Annotated in this window: 20 protein-coding genes; 11 read left to right on the forward strand and 9 right to left on the reverse strand. The window is 53.9% G+C overall.

All coding sequences use genetic code 11. The features are described 5' to 3' along the window. The first annotated feature begins 139 nt into the window (after positions 1 to 139). Genes pstC through pstB form a run of 3 tightly spaced genes read left to right on the forward strand, consistent with a single transcriptional unit; the run spans position 140 to position 2,740 of the window. Positions 140 to 1,042 carry a phosphate ABC transporter permease subunit PstC gene (pstC, locus tag ACRRUX_RS04285; protein WP_432527519.1) on the forward strand — a complete coding sequence of 301 codons (903 nt, stop codon included), beginning with the start codon at positions 140 to 142 and terminating at the stop codon, positions 1,040 to 1,042. Positions 1,043 to 1,067: 25 nt separating this feature from the next. Beyond that, positions 1,068 to 1,928 carry a phosphate ABC transporter permease PstA gene (pstA, locus tag ACRRUX_RS04290; protein WP_432527521.1) on the forward strand — a complete coding sequence of 287 codons (861 nt, stop codon included), beginning with the start codon at positions 1,068 to 1,070 and terminating at the stop codon, positions 1,926 to 1,928. A 56-nt stretch (positions 1,929 to 1,984) separates the two neighbouring features. Continuing rightward, complete coding sequence (gene pstB, locus ACRRUX_RS04295; protein ID WP_432527523.1) at positions 1,985 to 2,740, forward strand: phosphate ABC transporter ATP-binding protein PstB; 756 nt, start codon at positions 1,985 to 1,987, stop codon at positions 2,738 to 2,740. Positions 2,741 to 2,827: 87 nt separating this feature from the next. Here the strand turns inward: pstB and ACRRUX_RS04300 are convergent, their stop codons facing one another. Next, positions 2,828 to 3,271 (reverse strand): hypothetical protein, encoded by a 444-nt coding sequence (locus ACRRUX_RS04300; protein WP_432527525.1) that lies wholly within the window; start codon positions 3,269 to 3,271, stop codon positions 2,828 to 2,830. Positions 3,272 to 3,502: 231 nt separating this feature from the next. On the opposite strand from ACRRUX_RS04300, the gene ACRRUX_RS04305 reads away from it, so the two are divergent. Then, entirely contained in the window at positions 3,503 to 4,006 is a 504-nt protein-coding gene (locus ACRRUX_RS04305; protein WP_432527847.1) for a pilus assembly FimT family protein, read from the forward strand. A 71-nt stretch (positions 4,007 to 4,077) separates the two neighbouring features. On the opposite strand, the gene ACRRUX_RS04310 is transcribed toward ACRRUX_RS04305, so the two are convergent. From ACRRUX_RS04310 to ACRRUX_RS04335, 6 genes are all read right to left on the reverse strand, one after another. Beyond that, on the reverse strand, positions 4,078 to 5,250 hold the full coding sequence (locus tag ACRRUX_RS04310; protein WP_432527526.1) for an HD-GYP domain-containing protein: 1,173 nt from the start codon (positions 5,248 to 5,250) through the stop codon (positions 4,078 to 4,080). 175 nt (positions 5,251 to 5,425) lie between these two features. Next, a complete protein-coding gene (locus ACRRUX_RS04315; protein ID WP_432527528.1) occupies positions 5,426 to 5,641 on the reverse strand; it encodes a hypothetical protein in 216 nt (71 codons plus the stop codon). Position 5,642: 1 nt separating this feature from the next. Then, positions 5,643 to 6,383 carry a DNA-binding protein gene (locus tag ACRRUX_RS04320; RefSeq protein WP_432527530.1) on the reverse strand — a complete coding sequence of 247 codons (741 nt, stop codon included), beginning with the start codon at positions 6,381 to 6,383 and terminating at the stop codon, positions 5,643 to 5,645. Positions 6,384 to 6,392: 9 nt separating this feature from the next. Then, positions 6,393 to 6,929, reverse strand: a complete 537-nt coding sequence (locus ACRRUX_RS04325) for a core component of ECF transporter (protein WP_432527532.1) — start codon at positions 6,927 to 6,929, stop codon at positions 6,393 to 6,395. Between the two features lie 11 nt (positions 6,930 to 6,940). Then, complete coding sequence (locus tag ACRRUX_RS04330; protein WP_432527534.1) at positions 6,941 to 7,597, reverse strand: cobalt ABC transporter permease; 657 nt, start codon at positions 7,595 to 7,597, stop codon at positions 6,941 to 6,943. After that, entirely contained in the window at positions 7,581 to 8,972 is a 1,392-nt protein-coding gene (locus tag ACRRUX_RS04335; protein ID WP_432527536.1) for an ATP-binding cassette domain-containing protein, read from the reverse strand. The genes ACRRUX_RS04330 and ACRRUX_RS04335 overlap by 17 nt, the downstream gene beginning before the upstream one ends. 453 nt (positions 8,973 to 9,425) lie before the next feature. Here ACRRUX_RS04335 and ACRRUX_RS04340 point away from each other — a divergent pair, with 453 nt between their 5' ends. From ACRRUX_RS04340 to ACRRUX_RS04350, 3 genes are all read left to right on the forward strand, one after another. After that, a complete protein-coding gene (locus ACRRUX_RS04340) occupies positions 9,426 to 10,793 on the forward strand; it encodes an isochorismate synthase (protein ID WP_432527538.1) in 1,368 nt (455 codons plus the stop codon). Positions 10,794 to 11,056: 263 nt separating this feature from the next. Then, a complete protein-coding gene (locus tag ACRRUX_RS04345; RefSeq protein ID WP_432527540.1) occupies positions 11,057 to 11,716 on the forward strand; it encodes a 7-cyano-7-deazaguanine/7-aminomethyl-7-deazaguanine transporter in 660 nt (219 codons plus the stop codon). 7 nt (positions 11,717 to 11,723) lie between these two features. After that, entirely contained in the window at positions 11,724 to 12,179 is a 456-nt protein-coding gene (locus ACRRUX_RS04350; RefSeq protein ID WP_432527542.1) for a GNAT family N-acetyltransferase, read from the forward strand. Positions 12,180 to 12,895: 716 nt separating this feature from the next. Here the strand turns inward: ACRRUX_RS04350 and ACRRUX_RS04355 are convergent. Together ACRRUX_RS04355 and ACRRUX_RS04360 are read right to left on the reverse strand one after the other, a co-directional pair. Continuing rightward, positions 12,896 to 15,052 carry a sensor histidine kinase gene (locus ACRRUX_RS04355; RefSeq protein ID WP_432527544.1) on the reverse strand — a complete coding sequence of 719 codons (2,157 nt, stop codon included), beginning with the start codon at positions 15,050 to 15,052 and terminating at the stop codon, positions 12,896 to 12,898. Continuing rightward, a complete protein-coding gene (locus tag ACRRUX_RS04360) occupies positions 15,049 to 16,437 on the reverse strand; it encodes a sigma-54-dependent transcriptional regulator (RefSeq protein ID WP_432527546.1) in 1,389 nt (462 codons plus the stop codon). Before ACRRUX_RS04360 ends, ACRRUX_RS04355 begins: the two co-directional genes overlap by 4 nt. Before the next feature lie 245 nt (positions 16,438 to 16,682). Here ACRRUX_RS04360 and ACRRUX_RS04365 point away from each other — a divergent pair, with 245 nt between their 5' ends. From ACRRUX_RS04365 to mobA, 4 genes are read left to right on the forward strand one after another with little or no spacing between them, the layout of a single operon-like run. Then, positions 16,683 to 17,510 carry a substrate-binding domain-containing protein gene (locus tag ACRRUX_RS04365; RefSeq protein ID WP_432527548.1) on the forward strand — a complete coding sequence of 276 codons (828 nt, stop codon included), beginning with the start codon at positions 16,683 to 16,685 and terminating at the stop codon, positions 17,508 to 17,510. Then, positions 17,511 to 18,218, forward strand: a complete 708-nt coding sequence (locus ACRRUX_RS04370; RefSeq protein WP_432527550.1) for an ABC transporter permease — start codon at positions 17,511 to 17,513, stop codon at positions 18,216 to 18,218. It abuts the gene before it with no gap. Positions 18,219 to 18,230: 12 nt separating this feature from the next. Then, positions 18,231 to 18,938: an energy-coupling factor ABC transporter ATP-binding protein gene (locus ACRRUX_RS04375; RefSeq protein ID WP_432527552.1), complete on the forward strand. Its 708-nt coding sequence runs from the start codon at positions 18,231 to 18,233 to the stop codon at positions 18,936 to 18,938. Continuing rightward, entirely contained in the window at positions 18,922 to 19,509 is a 588-nt protein-coding gene (gene mobA / locus ACRRUX_RS04380) for a molybdenum cofactor guanylyltransferase MobA (RefSeq protein WP_432527554.1), read from the forward strand. The genes ACRRUX_RS04375 and mobA overlap by 17 nt, the downstream gene beginning before the upstream one ends.

The following is a 19,509-nucleotide window of genomic DNA, read 5'->3' on the forward strand; positions in this document are numbered from 1 at the left end:
CCGGGCTTTGAACCAACAAAGCAATAGCCAAAATAAGATTTACGCGCAGTACTGGGTCGGGAACGTGATGCACTGCATCAACACCCGGCCCTAAGACCATAGTCCCGGACACAGATCCGGGGTTATCGGGAGAAACCATATGCAATCCGCAACTGTTGCCACCGGGGTTATCCAACTGGGCTGTCGTCGTCGCCGGGATTGGAAAGAACAATGTTTTAAAACCCTGTTTCTGCTCTCTGCCATCATAGGCGTGCTGTCACTGTCGGTGATCGCTTACTTTATCTTCCAGGAAAGCTTACCTGCCTTTGCCGAAGCTGGCGTCGCAGGTATTGTGACCGGCGAAGAATGGCTGCCACCGGCACTGTACGGCATTGCGCCCATGATTGTGGCATCTCTGGCCTCCACCCTGGGCGCAGTGATTATCGGGGTACCGGTTGCCCTGCTGACCGCCATTTTTATCGCTGAAGTGGCGCCAAAATGGCTGGCCAATATTATCCGCCCTGCGGTTGAGCTTCTGGCCGGTATTCCTTCTGTGGTATATGGCTTCTTCGGCCTGATTATTATCGTGCCTATGATCCAGCAGCTGTTTGATATCCCTGCGGGTAATACAGTGCTTGCCGGGACTCTGGTACTGGCGGTGATGATCCTGCCAACAGTGATTGCCGTGGCCGAGACCTCCCTGCGTGCCGTCCCCAAGACCTACAAAGAGGGCTCGCTGGCACTGGGCGCTTCGCCCATGTTTACCGTATTTCGCTTGCTGCTGCCGGCAGCACGCTCCGGCATTATGACCGGCGTGATTTTGGGTATCGCCCGTGCGCTGGGTGAAACCATGGCCATTATCATGGTGATGGGTAATGCCCCGGCCATGCCTGGCAGCATCCTTGAACCTGCCCGAACCCTGACGGCCAATATCGCATTGGAAATGTCCTACGCCTCCGGCGTGCACGCCAGCGCCCTGTATGCCACCGGCATAGTGCTGCTGGTGTTTATCATGCTGCTTAACGGCACCCTCTTGTACCTCAACCGCGGCCAGGCCAAGTAATTAGTCAAGGATTAGGTAACTCACTATGTCTTATACCCTTACCCGCGCCCGTCGCATTCAGGATAAAGTTGCCATGGGGCTGATTTGGGCCGGTGCCGGCCTGACGGTAGGCTTTTTGCTGTGGATCCTCTGGTACATCCTCAGCAATGGTCTGGCCCACGTGAGCTGGGACTTTATTAGCTCCGAGTACACCAGTATCGGCGAGGCCTCCGGCATCTGGTCCATGATTGTCTCCACCATCTATATGGTGCTGGCATCCATAGGTGTGGCTGCCCCCATCGGCATTATGACCGCCATCTACCTGACCGAATATGCTCGCCCCGGCAGCAAACTGGTTAAAGTCGTGCGTTTCTGTACCGAGTCACTGGCGGGTATTCCGTCCATCATCTTCGGTCTGTTCGGCCTGACCTTCTTCGTCGGCATTCTGGGTCTGGGCTTCTCTGTACTGTCCGGTGCACTGACCCTGAGCATCCTGATTTTGCCTGTGATTATCCGTACCACGGAAGAAGCCCTGATGGCCGTGCCTCAGAGCTACCGTGAAGGTTCTTACGGTCTGGGTGCCCCCAAGATTTACACCATAAGCAAGCTGATTCTGCCCAGCGCCATGCCGGGAATTGTCACCTCAATCGTGCTGAGTGTCGGCCGGATTATCGGTGAATCCGCGCCGGTGTTTTTGACTGCGGGTATGGTTGCCCGTATTCCGGAAAGCCTGATGGATTCAGGCCGCACCCTGACAGTGCACCTCTACAAATTAACCCAGGAGTTGTACACGGTTCATGAATGGAACCAGGCCTATGCCACGGCCACTGTACTTATCGTGGTGGTGTTGGTCATCAATATGATCACCAAACTGATCGCCAGCCGTTTCAACAAGGCCACTTATTGAGCCCCGCTCTGAACCTGAGCCTAATCAAGAGCCTAAACCTGAGTCCGAGCCTGAAAATGAACAAAATTAGCATTGAAAACCTGAATCTGTATTACGGCAATGGCGCCAACCATGCGCTGCACAACATCAATCTGGATATCCCGGCCCGTCAGGTGACGGCGCTGATCGGCCCCTCCGGCTGCGGCAAGTCCACCCTGTTGCGCTGTTTAAACCGTATGAATGACCTGATTGAAGGGGTCAAAATCGATGGTCTGGTAGAAGTCGACGGTCAGGACATTTATGAAGATGTCGACGTTGCCGCACTGCGTATCAAGGTCGGCATGGTGTTCCAGAAAGCCAACCCCTTCCCCATGAGCATCTACGACAATATCGCCTACGGCCTGCGTGCTCAGGGCGTCACAGACAAAAAGACTCTGGATGAAGTGGTGGAGCGCTCACTGCGCGGCGCCGCCCTGTGGGATGAGGTGAAAGACCGCCTGAAAGCCCCGGCGTTTGGTCTGTCCGGTGGTCAGCAGCAGCGTCTGTGTATCGCCCGCACCATCGCCATGGAGCCGGATGTGATTTTGATGGATGAGCCGACGTCAGCACTGGATCCCATCGCCACCAAGAAGGTGGAAGACCTGATCCAGACCCTGAAGCAGAAATACACTATCGTGATTGTGACCCACTCTATGCAGCAGGCACGCCGCATATCAGATCGCACCGCATTCTTCCTGATGGGCGATCTGGTAGAGCACAATGATACCGACATTCTGTTCAGCACCCCGGCCGATGATCGCACCCGAGGTTATGTGAATGGTGATTTCGGTTAAGCCGACCACGGCTGCCGTAAGCATCAAAACCACAGTTACCCCATGCGTCGAACAAGGATGTTTGCGCAACTTCTCAATACACCCGAATTAAACCGGCGCCATTTGGCGCCAGTTTTGTTTCAGGCCAAAGGCGTATAGCAAGCCGATACCAAGACAAATGATGGAGCTTAGCATCCAAAAACCTGTGGAATTGGCCGCCAGCGCCGGATGGTCAACCAACCAGGGCAGAATCAAACCAGCAAAGGCTCTGAATAAAAAGACACCCGTGATACCAACCAGAATCAAACGTCTCAGCGGCAAGGCAGGAATAACGCCCGCACCGGACCAGGCATAGGCACCCCAGACCGCCAACACCAGCGCAATACCTGAGGTGAGTATGGCGGGGTAGGCATCTCCCGCTTCGGCAAGCTGCGCCATTCCTTCACCTGCGCCAAAGAAACGGTACCAATCCGGGCCGCCCAGAAGAATGGCGATATGGGTCAGCGCTGCCAAAAAGGTCAGAGTTCCGGCCCAAAACAGGCTCTTGTTCATATATTCCTCCATGAAAACTGCCAGCCTTGGCTGAAAGCGAATAGGCCAAGCAGCCGGTCTTTGTATTCATAGTCAGGCCACCATTCTCCCGCAAACAAGTCATCCGCAGATAAGTTTGTCGCCCGGCTGTGGCTCTTCTACGCTTAATCTTAAGTAATACAATTAATTCGAAGCCTGCAACGAAACCTGATTGGCAAAAGGAGCCGCCCAGTGACCAACTTAAACCCAACCATGTTGGATCGGATTGCGCTCAGGCAACAGGGCTTTACCCTGATAGAACTCGTAGTGGTGATCATCATCCTGGGGATACTGGCAGTCACTGCCGCTCCCAAGTTTTTCAATCTACAGAAAGATGCCAAAATCAGCGCGCTGGAAGGTGCCAGAGCAGCTTTTGCCAGCACCAACAATCTGGTTTACAGCAAGGCTCTGCTGCAAGGGCAGGAAAACGTGGATGCGACCACCGCCAATATCGATTTGGACGGAAACGGTACCAAAGACATAATTGGCTACTATGGTTTGATCAAATTCGTCGTATCTGCCAGAGAGTATTCCAGTCTGGATAACGATATCACGATTTCCAAACACTATGGCGGCAGTGCCCCCGGATTACCCTGGTTTGTTATCTACTTTGCCGCCAACCCGCCGTCAGCAGGTTATGCCTGTCATATCGAAGTGTTTTATCCTGCAACGCCAGGTGGAACGGTCACCTATGTATTACAGGATGCCAACTGTTGAAGTCCAATGAGGATCTGTAATCGCATACAGGTCTGCGTGATATCAGGACATCTGTAACGCAAAGACAGGGATTAGTAGAAAGGTGTTGGGTCAATATCCAGAGAGCAGGGCGATACTGCTTTGGCAATATTGATATCGCAGCGGTTGAGATCGACATACTTCACATCGACAAACTTCTTGTGCTTGAGTGAGTAAAAACACTTCACCACAGGATGCATGGCATCTCTTCCCTCAAGATCCCAGACAATCCCAAGCCGGCCATCGCTCAACTCAACCATTGAACCGACAGGGTAAACACCGATACAGCGGATAAACTGATAGACCAGCTGTTGATCCAGATGAAAAGGCGTAAGACTGAGCAGGATTTTACAGGCGGCCGCCGGGCTCATGGCCTCTTTGTAACAGCGGCTCGCTGTCAACGCATCATAGATATCGCAAATGCAGGCCATACGCCCATGCAGCGGGATTTGCTCTCCCTTGAGACCACGAGGGTACCCTTTGCCATCGAGCTTCTCGTGGTGCATAAAGCTGACGTCCTTACTCACCTGTGACAAACCGGGAAGATTATCCAGCAAAGTAATAGCGTGCTCCTGATGGCGTTTCATCTCTTCAAACTCTTCGGCTGTCAGCTTTCCGGGTTTGTTGAGAATGTCATTATCCACCCGGGTCTTACCGACGTCATGCAGAATACCGCCAATCGACAAATCTTTGAGCATAGCTTTATCAAGATTCAGATAACGGCCAAAGGTGACCAACAGAAAAGAGACATTGACTGAGTGCTCCAGCAGATAGGCATCCTTATGACGCAACGCAGAAACACATTTGAAGGCGTCGGCATCGGCCATCACTGACTCGATCATCCGGTCAGCCAATTCACCAAAAGGTTTGGCATCAACCTCTTTGCCATGAAACACCTCACCAAGTACCTTGCGAATAAGATGCTTGGCCTCGCCGAGTAACTTCTTTGCCTTTTGCTGCCGGAGATCCCGGTTCCCTGGCTTGGCAGCGCTGACCTCGGCAGCATCAGGCTCGTCCTCTTCGACAGACTGACTGCGATCAGGGTCCACCCAGACATACTGCACCCCTTTTCTGGCCAGCATGCTGATGGCATCCGACGAGGTCAGCAGTCCGGCGGTGACTATCTTCAAACTGCCCACATCGTCAATTTTGGCCACAAACATTCCAACCTGCAGTTTGGACAGGGGAACTTTTATCAACCTGGAAGACAGGGCAGTTTGCGCCATTCACACCACTCCACACTCTAAGTCAGCGAATCCCCATGGATGAGCGAGCCGGGTCGGCACATCCACTCAGCTTCCGGCAACCTTAAAGGCCGCAAATCGGATCTGCGTACTTAGAAGTATAGACAGTGACGGCAAACAGACAGGCTAACCTACGACTATTTTTACCCCCTGCGGTTTAAACCCGCCCCGGCAGACAACAGGTAAAGCCTACCGCTAACCAGCGCCGGTACTGACAGTTAAAACAAGACACAGCGGCATCGTCCACCCACTCATCCTCGTCATCAGCAACGAACTTGCCGCAGGCCAGTGCTGCTGCCACAGCCTCTTTGGCGTTGTCATTGTCAAAACGAAATACCCAACCTGTGTCTGTCTGCTTGAACCAGTGTTGCATATCAGTATCCTTTCAGCTCTGAGCGGCTGGCATTGCGCCACACACCGGCTTCTGGGGCCACCAGCAGAGCAAACTCACCTTCATAAACGATGGCTTTTACCTTGCCCAGTAAGGTCACAGATTCTTTATCATCCAGCCTATTTCCGCAAAGATCGACCACGGCATCCAAGCCAGTTTGGGCGAGAATTTCACCGACAGGCAGAACCACCGCTGTGTCATCCGTCTGTCCCAGCCTGATCTGTCCTTTCACCCGGCCATCACGGCCTTCCAGTCTCAGCCCCAGCCCCGCCAACGCACCAATCACCCCCTGACCAGTACCGCCATGTTCGGTCAGATCAATCCCCAGTGCCTGGGCGAGCGTATAAGCCTGCGCTTTGGTTTTTACTTCCTGCTTGGCAGCATGACCAAAGGCAATCAGCTCATCGCGCCCGCTGAATCCGTTCAGTGCCATAATAGCCAGCCCGGGATCAGCAGCAGCAGCGGATTCAGCCACCAGGTGATTGGCCGCCACAGCACGGATATCGGCCAGCACGACATCACCTGTATAGGCAAAACACATGGCGGAATTATGAGAGGTGTAAGGAATATCCGGATGTACATACAACTGGTGGCGACTGACCAGCCCCGCCCGCCCGCCGTATATCTGCATCAGCAAATCGCCTATTTCACCGGCAATTTCGCCCGTACCCTTGGTACCTATATCGTCTGTATCATCGATACAAATCAGAAACTGACTCTGCATGCTTGTGCCTTATTCTTTTATTTTCAACAGATCATGAGCCTGTAACCGCCTGGCCAGCGCCAGTGCCAGTAATGCTCCCACTATTCCGAATGCCGCTCCCTGAGCCACACTGATACCAAACCTCAGCGTAGCAACCTCAGCAGCCATGCCAGCCAGCATATTGGTCAACCAGACTTTGCCCGCCCAGGCGACGGCTGCTCCAAGCACCATTACCGCAAAACGCCAGCGCAGAGGCCAGCTCACCACCAGCAAAAGCACCAGATCCATGGCCACGGCCGGCAGGGCAAATTTCAGCAAAATCATAGGCCCACCCTTGCCAACCCCGAGCGCCATGGCAACCAGTCCCGCCAACATTCCACAAATACTGATGCTGCCAAGCCGTCCCACGACACAGTAGCAGGTCAGATACATAAAGCTCATCAGCAACATGGTATGACCGGATATGCCCAGCTTCAGCCTCAGCATTCCTTTCAGGGCTACCAGCAAGGTGGCACAGAGGCCGATAAACAGCGCATCCTGTAGGTTAAATTCAATTCCTTTAGACATGAAGATTCCTGTTATTCCTCGTCAGAGGGCCAATGGGTCGGATGGGGATGACAGCCAAACTGTCGACTGCGCGCTGCCAGCGCCTGCTGACGTGACAACTTCATCAATTCAATCAACAGTGGAAACAACAGACAGGGACCAAGCTCCAGCCAGTTTTTGGGATTACGCAGCGCCCTTGGGGTAATCGGCGCGCCGCGCAAACACTGCAGGCGATAGATCTCAGCCGCCTCCCGCTGGATATGGGGCAGCAAACTCAGGGTGGCCGCCAGCACAAACGCCCATTTACCGGGCAGCACACTGCCAAGCGCGGCGCCCAGTTGTTCAGGGGCAAACCGGGCAGACAGCCACCATCCCGGGATCAAAGCCAGCATCAATCTGGCAATCACTATGGCAGCGTCAGCAAGACTGTCTGCGCCGTACAGCAACCAATACAAACCGCAGGTTACTGCGAGCTGCACAGCAAACACCATCAGCAATCCGCGCCATCCGGCCCCCAGTCGGCTCCCCTGCAAAAGCAGCGGAATATTCAGCAGAATCAGCAGCGGCAAAGCCCCATCAGGCAGCAAAAAAGCACAGCCACTGAGCAACAACACCCACAGAATAGCCAACCGGCACAGGGGCAGACCTGAGGCCAACCGGGCATCCCGGGCATTACGCCTGACCCACATGGCTCACCTCCAGCTTGCCTGCCTGTATCAGCCAGGTTTGATGTTGGCCCAGTGACAGTGGCCTGTGACTGGCAATAATCAACGCACACCCTTCATGCTGCATCTTATCGAGCAATAACAGCACCTTGTTGCAATAGTGCCGATCGAGTCCAGCAAAGGGATCGTCCAATAGAAACAATTTGGGTTGCAGACAAGCCAGCGATCCCAGAGCAACCAGGTGTTGCTGACCATAGGAGAGCCGGTGAGGAGATTTATCGGCCAGATGGGTAATATCCAGCAGCGCCATCATGCGCTGCGCGCGTTCCAGCGGTAATTTGAAGCGTTTGAGACTGTATTCCATTTCAGCCCGGACAGTGAGTTCAAACAGCTGACGATTGGGTCTTTGCATCAAATAACAAAAATCGGCGCCGTGTACACCCAGCTCAGGCGTCCGCCCCAGAATCTGCAAAGGCACAGTTTGCTCAGCGGTACAGCCGGCCATCAACGACAGCAAACTGGTTTTTCCGCTGCCATTGCCACCCAGCAGCAATACCCGCTCCGCGGCGGCGACCCGCAGTGCCGGCGAACTGAAAAGTGGCCGTTCCTGAATGGCGTCGGATGCCGTCGCCGCACTGACGGCAGATACTGGCATCAGGCTGAAAGGCTCTGATTCGAGTCGCAGACAGGTGGCCGCATGCGGGTTATGCAAAGGCTTATCCGGCCAGCCGGAAAAAACTTCAGGCAGGTGCTCATCAATCAGCATCCCGGCCGCATACAGCTGCCCCTGATGCAGGTGCCAGTGGTGATCAATCAGCCCCTCAAAAGCGCCAGCATGATGTTCTACCAATAACAAACCCAGACCTTCGGATTTTAATCTGAGCAGCAACTTGAGCAGTTCGCTGACACCCTCATCATCCAATTGTGCCCAGGGTTCATCCAGCATCAGCACACTTGGCTTTCCCACCAGTTGGGCAGCTATCATCAGCCGGTATTTTTGTCCCAGTGACAAACTGTCAACCCGGGTATTCAGCGGTAATTCAAGTCCAACCCGGCGCAGCGCCTGTAACACCCGGGCAGGCATCTGCCCGGGGGCCACGCCGAGATTCTCCAGCACAAAAGCCACTTCCGCGCCTATGGTGCGGCGCAACAACTGAGTATGGGGATCCTGCAATACCAATGCGCACAGCGCCCCCGGCGCCAGCATTCGCTGACCGGCGGTGATTTCGCCGAGGAGACCTGCAGCCAGTAACAACAGACTGGATTTACCGGCTCCGGTTGCCCCGGTAATACAATGACACTCTCCGGCATGCAGCGTCAGACAGACAGATTCGAGTAATGAAACAGCGTCATTACCAGGAGAAAATGTCAGTTTGTCGAGCGTTAATAACGGAGTCATGTCGATGGATAATGTCTGCCAAAGTGAGCAAATCCACCATTTTGGTCAGGGGTTTCAGCCCGGCGCAAGTTTAAGCGGAGTATTTGGCAACAAAGATCGGATTTTCACCCATTCAGTCCAACAAGTTTGCCACTCAAAGGACAATTTTTACCGTCAATTATCAGCAAAGGACAAATTGTCCGATAACGCCTTCCCGGTACATTCAGCAAGGCTAAACCATCTGACTGAGTCCAGGGATACATATCACAGCCTGAACGCCTTACGGTTGACACCTGATACAGCCGCCCCTTAACTTTGCCATGGGGACGAATATGTACCGACTTGTGGCGGTACCCGATAAAAATTCAATAGACACTGGCTTTTATCGTCTATTTCAGGAAAATATCTTCCCCTTGATAGATCGAGTTTCCCATCTGCACCTTTGGTGCTAAGTCACTGTTTTCGGAGTGTGATTTGCCAGCCACATCCCTGTCATTCGCCATTGAGAAACTAACGCAACAACTGATCGCATTGCCTCTTCCGCCAGCCGCGCAAGAGGATAAAGTCGTTCAGCTGAGAGTCGAAGTGGACGCCGCCATTCCGCTGATCGCCTGGCTGGCGTCACAGCAGCAGTATCCCCGGATTTACTGGCATGGCAGAGACAAGAAGGAAGAAGTGGCTGCCATTGGCTGTGCCCGGGATTTCTTGTTTCAGGACAGCATTGACGACAAACAGCTGGCACTGATTTATCAGCAGCAAAAGGCGTTATCAGCAGATCCCGCTATCCGCTACTATGGTGGCGTGGCGTTCGATCGCAGTATCGAAAGCTGGCCGGAATTCGGCCGCGCCCGCTTTATTCTTCCCCGTCTGGAATTGCGCCGCAGCGGTGACGACTTTCTGTTGGCGCTGAATCTCAATTTTGCAGAGCCAAATCCTGAGCTGGAACGGCAACGTGCGCTGGATGCCATTAAACAGCTGCTGCCTCCCCGGCCTCTGATGCCGCCTCATAAAGTTGGCCTGATGGCCCGTCATGACAGCCCGGCATATCCCAGATGGCAGCAGTTGGTGCAACAGGTTACCGAGCCAACATTTAACAATGCGGTGCCCAAGGTGGTGCTGTCACGGGTTTCCCAACTGGAAGTCAATGAAATCATCGATCCCTGGATGGTGCTGGCCTGCTGGCAAGGCAGAAATCAGAACAGCTTCCAGTTCGGCTTTCAATTCAGCCCCCACAGGGCATTTATTTCCTGTTCGCCTGAACGCCTGTTCCAGCGGCGCGACAGACAGTTGCACACCGAGGCACTGGCTGGCACAACGGTAAGAGGCCTGAGTCAGCAGGAAGATGATCTGTTGGCCAATCAGTTGCTGGAAGACAGCAAAAACAGTTACGAAAACCGCCTGGTGCAGGAACACATTGTCGATGTGCTCACTCCTCTGTGCGAGAAGGTCGATGCCGATACTGCGCCCAAGATCTTCAAATTGACCCATATTCAGCATCTGCACCGGGACATCCGCGCCCAGCTCAAAGCCGGCGTCAACGACTTTGAACTGCTGCAGGCACTGCACCCCACGCCAGCGGTAGGGGGCTTGCCAAGAGCTGAGGCCATGGCGTTTATTCGCAGCCAGGAAGGATATCTGCGGGGCTGGTATGCCGGCGCCTGTGGTTATCTGAACAAATACGAAAGCGAATTTTCTGTGGCAATCCGCAGTGCATTGCTGGAATCAGGACGTATCAGCCTGTACGCCGGCGCCGGTATCGTGGCAGGTTCAGATCCGAAAGCCGAATGGCAGGAGCTGGAAAACAAACTGGCGACCATCATCTCAATTCTTATCGACTTTTGAGCCTGTCGGAGCCTCAGGCTCCGACTTCCATTCCCGACGAGCATATCCCTGTCACTCCGGAGCCCGGCCGTGAGCCGCTTCAAATTTAATCAACTGGTCGGGCCAATTGTGGCCGTTTCACTTGCATTGGCCGTTGAGCCCCCTATAATGTGCCGCCCGGTCAGCGGTGAAATTATGCGCAGCGACCGGTAAAGCCCTGTTGCAAGCCGACAGGCGAGATGTCGCGGGTTCCCTCACCCCGCTCAAATGAAAAAGGTATAACAATGTTAATGCTCACTGACCAACAGCACCGCCGTGCTGTGTTCCTGCTTGCCGGGTTCCACATTCTGATTATTTGTGCCAGTAACTATCTGGTTCAATTACCATTTCAAATCTTTGGGTTCCATACCACCTGGGGCGCTTTCAGCTTTCCCTTCGTGTATCTGGCAACGGATTTGACGGTACGCATATTCGGACAGGATGCCGCCCGCAAAATTATTTTCCAGGCCATGTTCCCGGCTCTGGTCGTGTCCTACGTGATTGGTGTGTTGTTCCACAACGGTCAATTCCAGGGATTCGACGCGCTGGTAACCTTTAACAGCTTTGTGTTTCGCATCGCACTGGCCAGTTTTGCCGCTTATCTGGTAGGACAGTTGATGGATATTAAGGTGTTCGCCCGCATCCGCCGTGACTGCGCCTGGTGGGTAGCACCTTCAGCCTCAACTCTGGCGGGAAATTTAATCGACACTCTGGTGTTTTTCAGCGTGGCCTTCTATGCCTCCAGCGATGCCTTCATGGCGGCCAATTGGCCCGAAATCGCCGCGGTGGATTACGGCTTCAAGCTGATGGTGAGCCTGGGACTCTTCCTGCCTGCCTATGGCGTTTTGCTTAAGGTGTTGCAGGACAGGATCCTGCAAGTATCTTCCACACGCCAATTAACCTGAGGTAATCATGTACTCCAGCCACATAGATAAAATTGAATGTTGTACGCAGGAACACCTGCACGCTCTGGTTGCCATGATGCAACAGCTTCCTGAGTTCGATGGCCGCCACGACTCAGAAGCCCTGATCAGCAGACTGCAACACCAATCCCATCTGGCACTGCTGAGCTTCGTAGAGGGCGAACCGGCAGGCTTTAAGCTGGGCTATGCGCTGGACGACAGCACCTTTTACAGCTGGCTGGGAGGCGTATTGCCCGACTTCCGTCAGTTGGGACTGGCGAAATCCATGTTGCTTGAGCAGGAAACCTGGGCAAAAGCCAAGGGATACCGCACCATTGAAGTGAAAACCCTGAATCGCTTTGCGCCCATGCTGGGAATGCTGGTGCGTTGTGGTTATCAGGTCGTTGAACTGCAGCCCAATGACGACGCAGCACTCAACAAAATCACGCTGAGAAAGAGCCTGTAATTGCCCCAAGCTGCGTGTGCTCTGCCCTGTTTGAAAGCACAATTTAAAAGAATAATGCCGGACACCTGTCTGGCATTTTTTTATTGAATACAACGCTCATTCAGCTGGTACCAACTTCATTTAATCGCTGACCTGTTTCAGCGGGCGTTCCATGCGTTTGAGATAGGGCCATAAACTGTGCCCCGGCAACGGTTCACGCGTTGCTCTACCTTCTGCATCCAGCAGTCGTGCGTTAATGACATTCGCCACATTCATGTGGCTTGCGGGTCGGCGAAAATGAAAAGACACGATGACCACTTGGGCAACCGGGCCGAATCCTGTTGATTTCAAACCAGGATTACGGACAGGAGACGTGCCCCAAACACTCATCCTTGTCGGATTTAGCATGACGACGTCTGCAAATTCCCCGCTTACCGCAGCCCCATTCCGGACGTCAGCGAATAGCTGCCACTGCGCCGATGGGAATTATCTTCTCCGGGGTCGGAGTAAAGCACAAAAAAAGTACCAACAACGCTTGCAAAACCAAATGAGAATGATTATTGTTTGATTGCGTTCCGGAGCTTTTCCCTGCAAGGTTGGGTTCCACTGTTCATTGGTGAGATGTGTTTTCTCACCTGCAAGCACGACAATGCTCACTCACTCTTTAGCCGGGAAATTATCCCGGCTTTTTTTCGCCTGATAAAACAATGCCACTGCGATACAGTGGCATTGAAAGATTAATCAGGAGAGATGTCGCTGCCTCTGTCAATCAACGCGGCGAATTGTAAACCATCATAGATACCTACTGAGGTCTCCCTGGCATGATGATAAAGCCCTATCGTAAACAGGGTTCCCTTGCCTACGGTGGAGTCCACCTCAATGGTGCCGCCAATCCGCTTGATAATGCCGTAACTCAGAGACAGCCCAAGCCCGGTACCGTCTTTACGGGTGGTGTAGAAGGGGTCAAAAATACGGCCAAGCAAATCAGGCGGGATCCCCAGGCCTTCATCTTCGACTTCAATCTGCACCCCAAGCAATTCATCATCCGGATCATTGTTGCGATACCAGTCGCGACTGCGGATCCAGATACGCCCTTTCCCTTCCATGGCATGAGCGGCGTTAATCACCAGATTGATCAGCACCTGCAGCAATTGCGGCCGATTCACTTCCACCGGACAGGTCGCAGCCAGCTCGCTGATCAACACCACTTCCTGCTGTTTGATCGAATGGCGCACCAATACCATGGTTTCCTCGATAATCGGGGTCAGCTCATGCATTTCCAGTGGCGCATTGAACTCACCGGGACGACTGTACTGCAGCAGGCTGCGGATAATGGTGCTGATCCGGCCGACCTGCTTGATGATCAGATCGATCTCCTCCGACACAGCTTCCGCACTGTCTCCGAGTTCATACTTTATGAGCTCCATATTGCCGAGGATCACCGCCGTCGGGTTATTGATCTCATGAGCGATCCCCGCCGTCAGCTCACCCAGTGCCGTCAGCTTTTCGTTCACCACCATTTGCTGGCGTGTTTCGTTGAGCAGACGCACGTTTTCCTGCAACTCGCGGGTTTTCTCCTGCAGGCTGTGGGTTCGCTCCTCAACCTTCATTTCCAGCTGCTCGGCCGCCGCCTGGATCTGGGCATTACGCTGCTGCAGCAGATCCAGCATGCGGTCAAACTGCGCTGCCAGATTGGACAACTCGTTTTCCCGTTCCAGTCCCAGTGGCCCGATGCGCACATTGCGCCCGGCCTGCACGGCGTTAACCACATGGTGAATACGTTCAATCGGCTGCAGCAGGCTGTAGGCGCCGCGATACACCAGCAGCCCGGAGACAAACAGCACCAACATCAGAATGGTGCCTAGCTCAATAATGTTCAGCAGATAATTGTGCACAAAGGGCGACTCGGAAAATCCTGTATAGATCATGCCGATACGCTGATTGCGGATATCCTTGAGCGGCGCGTAGGCGGAGATAAACCAGTCATCGAACACAAACGCACGGTTTACCCAGGTTTTACCTTCCACCAGCACAGTATTGCGCACCTCTTCAGACACCAGACTACCCAGCGCCCGGCCACGTTCTTCGCCCTGACGGGGGAAGAAATGCAACGGTACGTTAGTGCTGATACGCACATTGTCGAGGAATATGGTCACTGTACCGATAGAGCGCTCCGGCAGCGTTCCCTTTTCGTAAACCAGATCGCGGATGGAATCCACCAGCTGAGTATTGCGGTTAAGCAGGATGCCGCCATCCAGATACCAGAACACCTCACCATCGGCATTGGGTACAGGCAACAGGGTGCGGCTGAGCAAGCCATGAGTTTCATAGCGCTTGGCCGGAGGTTCGGCTTTTTGCGTTGGCACCAGTTCAATGCGCGCCTGCTGAGCCAACTCAGGGCTCAGTCGCGCCAGTCGCTGGGCATTGAGCACCATCAGTCCGGAGTAGGGATTGCCCTTGCGGGTGTAGGCCAGCATCAGGCGCAGATCCGGGTCGGCCTGCGCCTCAGCCACGCTGACCAATCGCAGAAAGTCCAGATCAAGGCTTTGACGCTGTTGCTGCAGATCCCCGGCAATCACCGCCAGACGGCTTTCGTCATCCCGGCACATGCTGTGAAAGGCTTCCTGAAACCCAAACGATGCCTTCACGCCTTCCATCAGCTGTTGCTGCTGTTTCTGACTGGCCTTAAGCGTGCTGTTGGCCACTGCCAAATCGGCTTTGACCTTCATAAACAACTGAGTACCTGTGTAACTGATGTTCCAGTAGATGGTAATAAACACCAGACTGACCAGCGTCAGCAGAATAGGCAACAGGGTCAGAATCAAAATCCGATATCGAACCTTGGCCTTCATCTGCTGGTAGCTGACACCAAACAGTTTGCGAAATACGCTCACTCAGCCTCTCCGTCAGCACTCTCGCCTTCAAACCATTCTTTATATTTGCGATCCAGAGTCTTGCGTGACACCCCCAAATCCCGGGCCGCCGCAGATTTGTTACCGCCATGGGCATCCACGACTTTCATCACATGACTCTTTTCGACCTCTTTTAGAGGCCAGTCCAGAGGATAACCATCATCACCTGAAGCTTCCTGCTTCAGCGGCTGCTTCCAGTATTCAGCAGGCGGTTTGCCCAGCAGAATGCAACGCTCAATCATGTTACGCAGTTCACGGATATTGCCCGGCCAATCGTATTGCTGCAGCTTTTGCAGATCTTCATGGCTCCACACCACCTCGCGCACCCCAAGCTCAGATGACAACTGCAGAGTGAAGAAATGGGTCAGCTCGACGATATCTTCCGGTCTGTCGCGCAGGGGCGGAATTAAAATATCCAGCACATTTAAACGGTAATACAGATCCTGACGGAAATTGCCCGCCTCGACTTCCTGTGCAAGATTGCGGTTGGAAGCGGCGATGACCCTTACATCAATGCCCACTTCTTTCTCACCGCCCACAGGACGAATCGCCCGTTGCTCCAGTACCCGCAGCAGTGCGGTCTGCATTTTCAGCGGCATTTCACCAATTTCATCCAGGAAAATGGTACCGCCCGAGGCAAAGCTGAACAGCCCTTCACGGCTGCCCTTGGCACCGGTAAAGGCACCAGCGGTGTGACCAAACAGTTCACTCTCCAGCAGCTCAGGGGCGATGGCGCCGCAGTTGACCGGCACAAAAGGTCCCTGCCGACCACTGAGTTGATGCAGCTGACGGGCAACCAGCTCTTTGCCGGTGCCGGATTCGCCCTGAATAAGCACCACCGCATTGGTTGGTGCTACCCGTTCGATGACCCGCTTAACCTCCATCATCGGCTCACTGTTGCCTATGATGGTATTGGAATAACCAATCGCCACTTCACGGCGCAGCATCAGGTTTTCCCGCTTCAGCAGACGACGCTCAATGCAGCGGTCCACCGCTTTCATCATCTGCTCCAGATGGAACGGCTTCATGATGAAATCCGATGCTCCGGCGCGCAGCGCTGCAATGGCGACTTCGATGTCAGCATAGCCGGTCATGAAGATAATATCGGAGCGGCGCTCCTGATCGCCCAGCGCCTCATGCCACTCAATGCCGCTGCGCCCGGGCAGACGGATATCGACAATCAGTAAATCAAAATGGCAACGACTGCGCAGCTGCTCAGCTTCTTCCACACTGGAGGCAGTTTCGACCAGGGCAAACTTTTTCGACAGCGCCTTGCTCAAAAAACTGCGCATACCGGGTTCATCATCGACGATCAGCACTGAAACAGCAGATGGCAGGGGCTTTATCATATTGGCATTCGGACTCATGTTTGATGGATGTAATGAGTGTGATTGGCGTGAGTTTATCATTTCCCCGACAGGCAGGGTCACTATGAACCAAAGAAACTGCCATATTGGACAATTTGTCCTTGGAGTTTTCGCAAGCAGCGGGACATGCGTCACAGTTTCGGGTAAATTTCATATTCAAATACCTGCTTTGGAATTTGGCATCTAATTTGCTATCAGTCGCCGCACAAGGATTTATCCTGCATATCCCATATCAAGGAGCAAACATGTTCACTGTAAAGCGTCTTTTCAGTCTGGTGATGAGTGCCGGTCTGGCCGTTTCCATGATTACCTCGTTGCCCGCCAAGGCCGATGATCACATCGTCAAGCTGGCCACCACGACCAGTACTGAAAACTCTGGTCTGCTGGGTTACCTGCTGCCCAAGTTTGAACAGGAAAGCGGTTATCAGGTCCAGGTGATTGCCACCGGCACAGGTAAAGCACTGAAACTGGGCAGTCAGGGCGATGTTGATGTGGTGATGACCCACGCTCCGGCTGCCGAAGCCAAGTTTGTCGAAGAAGGCTATGGCATCGAGCCACGCGGCATCATGGAAAATGACTTTGTGGTACTGGGCCCCAAGAACGACCCTGCCAAGATCCGTGACAGCAAGACCGCCGAAGAAGCCTTCAGCAAGATTGCCGGCACCAAACAGACCTTTATCTCCCGCGGTGACAACTCAGGCACCCACATGAAAGAACTGGCAATCTGGCAAAATGCCGGTATCCAGCCAGACTTCCAGGGCTACACCTCTGTGGGTCAGGGCATGGGCAAAACCCTGCAAATGGCCAACGAACTGCAGGGTTACACCCTGTCAGACCGCGGCACCTATGTGGCTTACAAGAACAAGCTGGATATGGCGGTTGATTTTGACGGTGGCAAAACCCTCGCCAACCCCTACCAGATCATGCTGATCAACCCCAAGAAATATCCTGATCTGAATCACAAAGGTGCCCAGGCTCTGAGCAATTGGTTGATCTCTCCTGAAGCTCAGCAGATGATCAACAGCTATCGCGTTAATGGCGAGCAACTGTTTAAAGCCACTTACGGAAAGTAAATGACAGAAAGCTGGTTTTCCCTGATACAGCAGGCCTTTGGCCTGCTGTTTTCACTTGATCCCAACACCTGGTCCATCATAAGCGTCTCCTTCAATGTCTCGCTGGCGGCACTGCTGATCACCCTGCTGCCCTCACTGGTACTGGGTTTTGTACTGGCATTTGCCCGTTTCCCCGGGCGCTGGGCGGTAATTAATCTGGTGCAGACTCTGCAATCCATCCCCACTGTGGTCATCGGCCTGCTGGCTTATTTGCTGCTTACCCGCATGGGGCCTTTGGGCGATCTGCGCTGGCTGTTTACCCAAAAAGGCATGATTGTGGGCCAAATGATGATTTGCGCGCCCGTGCTGATCGCCATGAGTCAGGCAGCCTTTACCAGTGTTGATCGCAGGGCCTGGGAAACCTCCCGCACCCTGGGTGCCTCCTGGCTGGCATCCGTCTGGGTGCTTTGCCGCGAATTGAAAGCCCCGTTGTTGATGGCCATCGTAATGGCTTTTAGCCGAATTGTGACCGAGGTCGGCTGCTCTATGATGGTGGGAGGCAATATCATGTATGTCACCCGTAATATCCCCACTGCCATCGCTCTGGAAACCAGTAAAGGTGACTTTGCCCAGGCCATCGCGCTGGGACTGGTGTTACTGATACTGTCTTTGCTGCTGAATTTTGCCCTGGGAACCCTCAGGGGCAAATCTGAACCGCGAAGCCACTGAGGACGCAGACTTATGGTGCAACTGACAGTAACAAACCTGCGCATGCAGTTCGGTGAACGATTGCTGTTTACCACTGACGAATTGCAATTTCGCCGTGGCGATACCATTTATCTGCAGGGTGATAACGGCACGGGCAAAACGACTCTGATGAAGATACTGGCAGGGCTGATGCCGCCAACCAGTGGCGAACTGATTTGGCAGGGTACTCAAGCTGCCAGATGGTGGCAACGTCACCCTCAGTTGGGCCGATTGGTGTACCTGCATCAGCATCCCTATCTTTATGAGGGAAGTGTGAAATACAACCTGAGCTTTGCCGGGCGTCATCACAAAATGTCCGGTAAAATGCTGCAGCAAAGAGTCGCTGCAGCGGCAAAAATGGCAGGGTTGGAACATCTGCTCAGTGCTGATGCGGTCAACCTGTCCGGTGGTGAGCGGCAGCGTCTGGCAATTGCCAGAGCCTGGGTCATTCAGCCGGACTTGCTGATGCTGGATGAACCCGTCTCCAACATGGACAGAGAGTCCAGAAGACTGGTGATGGACATGATCCATACCCTCAAACAGCAGGGTACTGGTCTTTTGGTCAGCAGCCATCAAAGCTGCGCCCTGACGGCTCTGTGCCGTCACACCTGGTTAATTGAAGATCAACGAATTACAGCCAGCCCTTTCCATTCAGGAAATCGGCAGGCACATGAGGAGCCCCTGAATGTCATCACAAGTTGAGGCCGTGATTCTGGCCGGTGGTCGAGCCCGTCGTATGGGTGGCGAAGACAAGGGATTGGTGGAGCTGAAAGGCCAGCCGATGATCCGTTACGCCATCGAACGCCTGCAACCTCAGGTTGCCAGTCTGATGATCAACGCCAACCGCAACCTGGATGCCTACGAGGCGTTCGGTTTTCCGGTATTCAGTGATGTGCAGGAAGGCTTTCACGGCCCGCTGGCCGGCATGGTCAGTGCCCTTAAGCGCACCCAGGCTCAGTATCTGCTGACCGCCCCCTGCGACTGCCCCTTACTGCCAACCGATTTGGCCGAGCGCATGGTCAATGCCCTGGAGAACGCCGGTGCCGATCTGGCCGTAGCCACTGATGGCGAGCGGGAGCAGCCAGTGGTGCTGCTGCTCAAGCCGCAACTGCTTAGCTCCATGCAGGCGTTTCTTGATGCCGGCGATCGCAAGATTGATCTCTGGTATGCCCAGCATAAGGTCGCCACTGTCGATTTTGCCGATCAGCCCATGGCCTTCGTCAACGTCAACACTCCCGAACAAAAGCAGCAACTGGCTGACAGCCTGGAATGA

The sequence above is a fragment of the Shewanella sp. GXUN23E genome, assembly GCF_050865035.1.
Classification (GTDB): domain Bacteria; phylum Pseudomonadota; class Gammaproteobacteria; order Enterobacterales; family Shewanellaceae; genus Shewanella.

Coding starts and splice junctions, on each gene's coding strand:
- pstC (WP_432527519.1), top strand. CDS start 140: ATGCAATCCGCAACTGTTGCCACCGGGGTTATCCAACTGGGCTGTCGT.
- pstA (WP_432527521.1), top strand. CDS start 1,068: ATGTCTTATACCCTTACCCGCGCCCGTCGCATTCAGGATAAAGTTGCC.
- pstB (WP_432527523.1), top strand. CDS start 1,985: ATGAACAAAATTAGCATTGAAAACCTGAATCTGTATTACGGCAATGGC.
- ACRRUX_RS04300 (WP_432527525.1), bottom strand. CDS start 3,271: ATGAACAAGAGCCTGTTTTGGGCCGGAACTCTGACCTTTTTGGCAGCG.
- ACRRUX_RS04305 (WP_432527847.1), top strand. CDS start 3,503: ATGTTGGATCGGATTGCGCTCAGGCAACAGGGCTTTACCCTGATAGAA.
- ACRRUX_RS04310 (WP_432527526.1), bottom strand. CDS start 5,250: ATGGCGCAAACTGCCCTGTCTTCCAGGTTGATAAAAGTTCCCCTGTCC.
- ACRRUX_RS04315 (WP_432527528.1), bottom strand. CDS start 5,641: ATGCAACACTGGTTCAAGCAGACAGACACAGGTTGGGTATTTCGTTTT.
- ACRRUX_RS04320 (WP_432527530.1), bottom strand. CDS start 6,383: ATGCAGAGTCAGTTTCTGATTTGTATCGATGATACAGACGATATAGGT.
- ACRRUX_RS04325 (WP_432527532.1), bottom strand. CDS start 6,929: ATGTCTAAAGGAATTGAATTTAACCTACAGGATGCGCTGTTTATCGGC.
- ACRRUX_RS04330 (WP_432527534.1), bottom strand. CDS start 7,597: ATGTGGGTCAGGCGTAATGCCCGGGATGCCCGGTTGGCCTCAGGTCTG.
- ACRRUX_RS04335 (WP_432527536.1), bottom strand. CDS start 8,972: ATGACTCCGTTATTAACGCTCGACAAACTGACATTTTCTCCTGGTAAT.
- ACRRUX_RS04345 (WP_432527540.1), top strand. CDS start 11,057: ATGTTAATGCTCACTGACCAACAGCACCGCCGTGCTGTGTTCCTGCTT.
- ACRRUX_RS04350 (WP_432527542.1), top strand. CDS start 11,724: ATGTACTCCAGCCACATAGATAAAATTGAATGTTGTACGCAGGAACAC.
- ACRRUX_RS04360 (WP_432527546.1), bottom strand. CDS start 16,437: ATGAGTCCGAATGCCAATATGATAAAGCCCCTGCCATCTGCTGTTTCA.
- ACRRUX_RS04365 (WP_432527548.1), top strand. CDS start 16,683: ATGTTCACTGTAAAGCGTCTTTTCAGTCTGGTGATGAGTGCCGGTCTG.
- ACRRUX_RS04370 (WP_432527550.1), top strand. CDS start 17,511: ATGACAGAAAGCTGGTTTTCCCTGATACAGCAGGCCTTTGGCCTGCTG.
- ACRRUX_RS04375 (WP_432527552.1), top strand. CDS start 18,231: ATGGTGCAACTGACAGTAACAAACCTGCGCATGCAGTTCGGTGAACGA.
- mobA (WP_432527554.1), top strand. CDS start 18,922: ATGTCATCACAAGTTGAGGCCGTGATTCTGGCCGGTGGTCGAGCCCGT.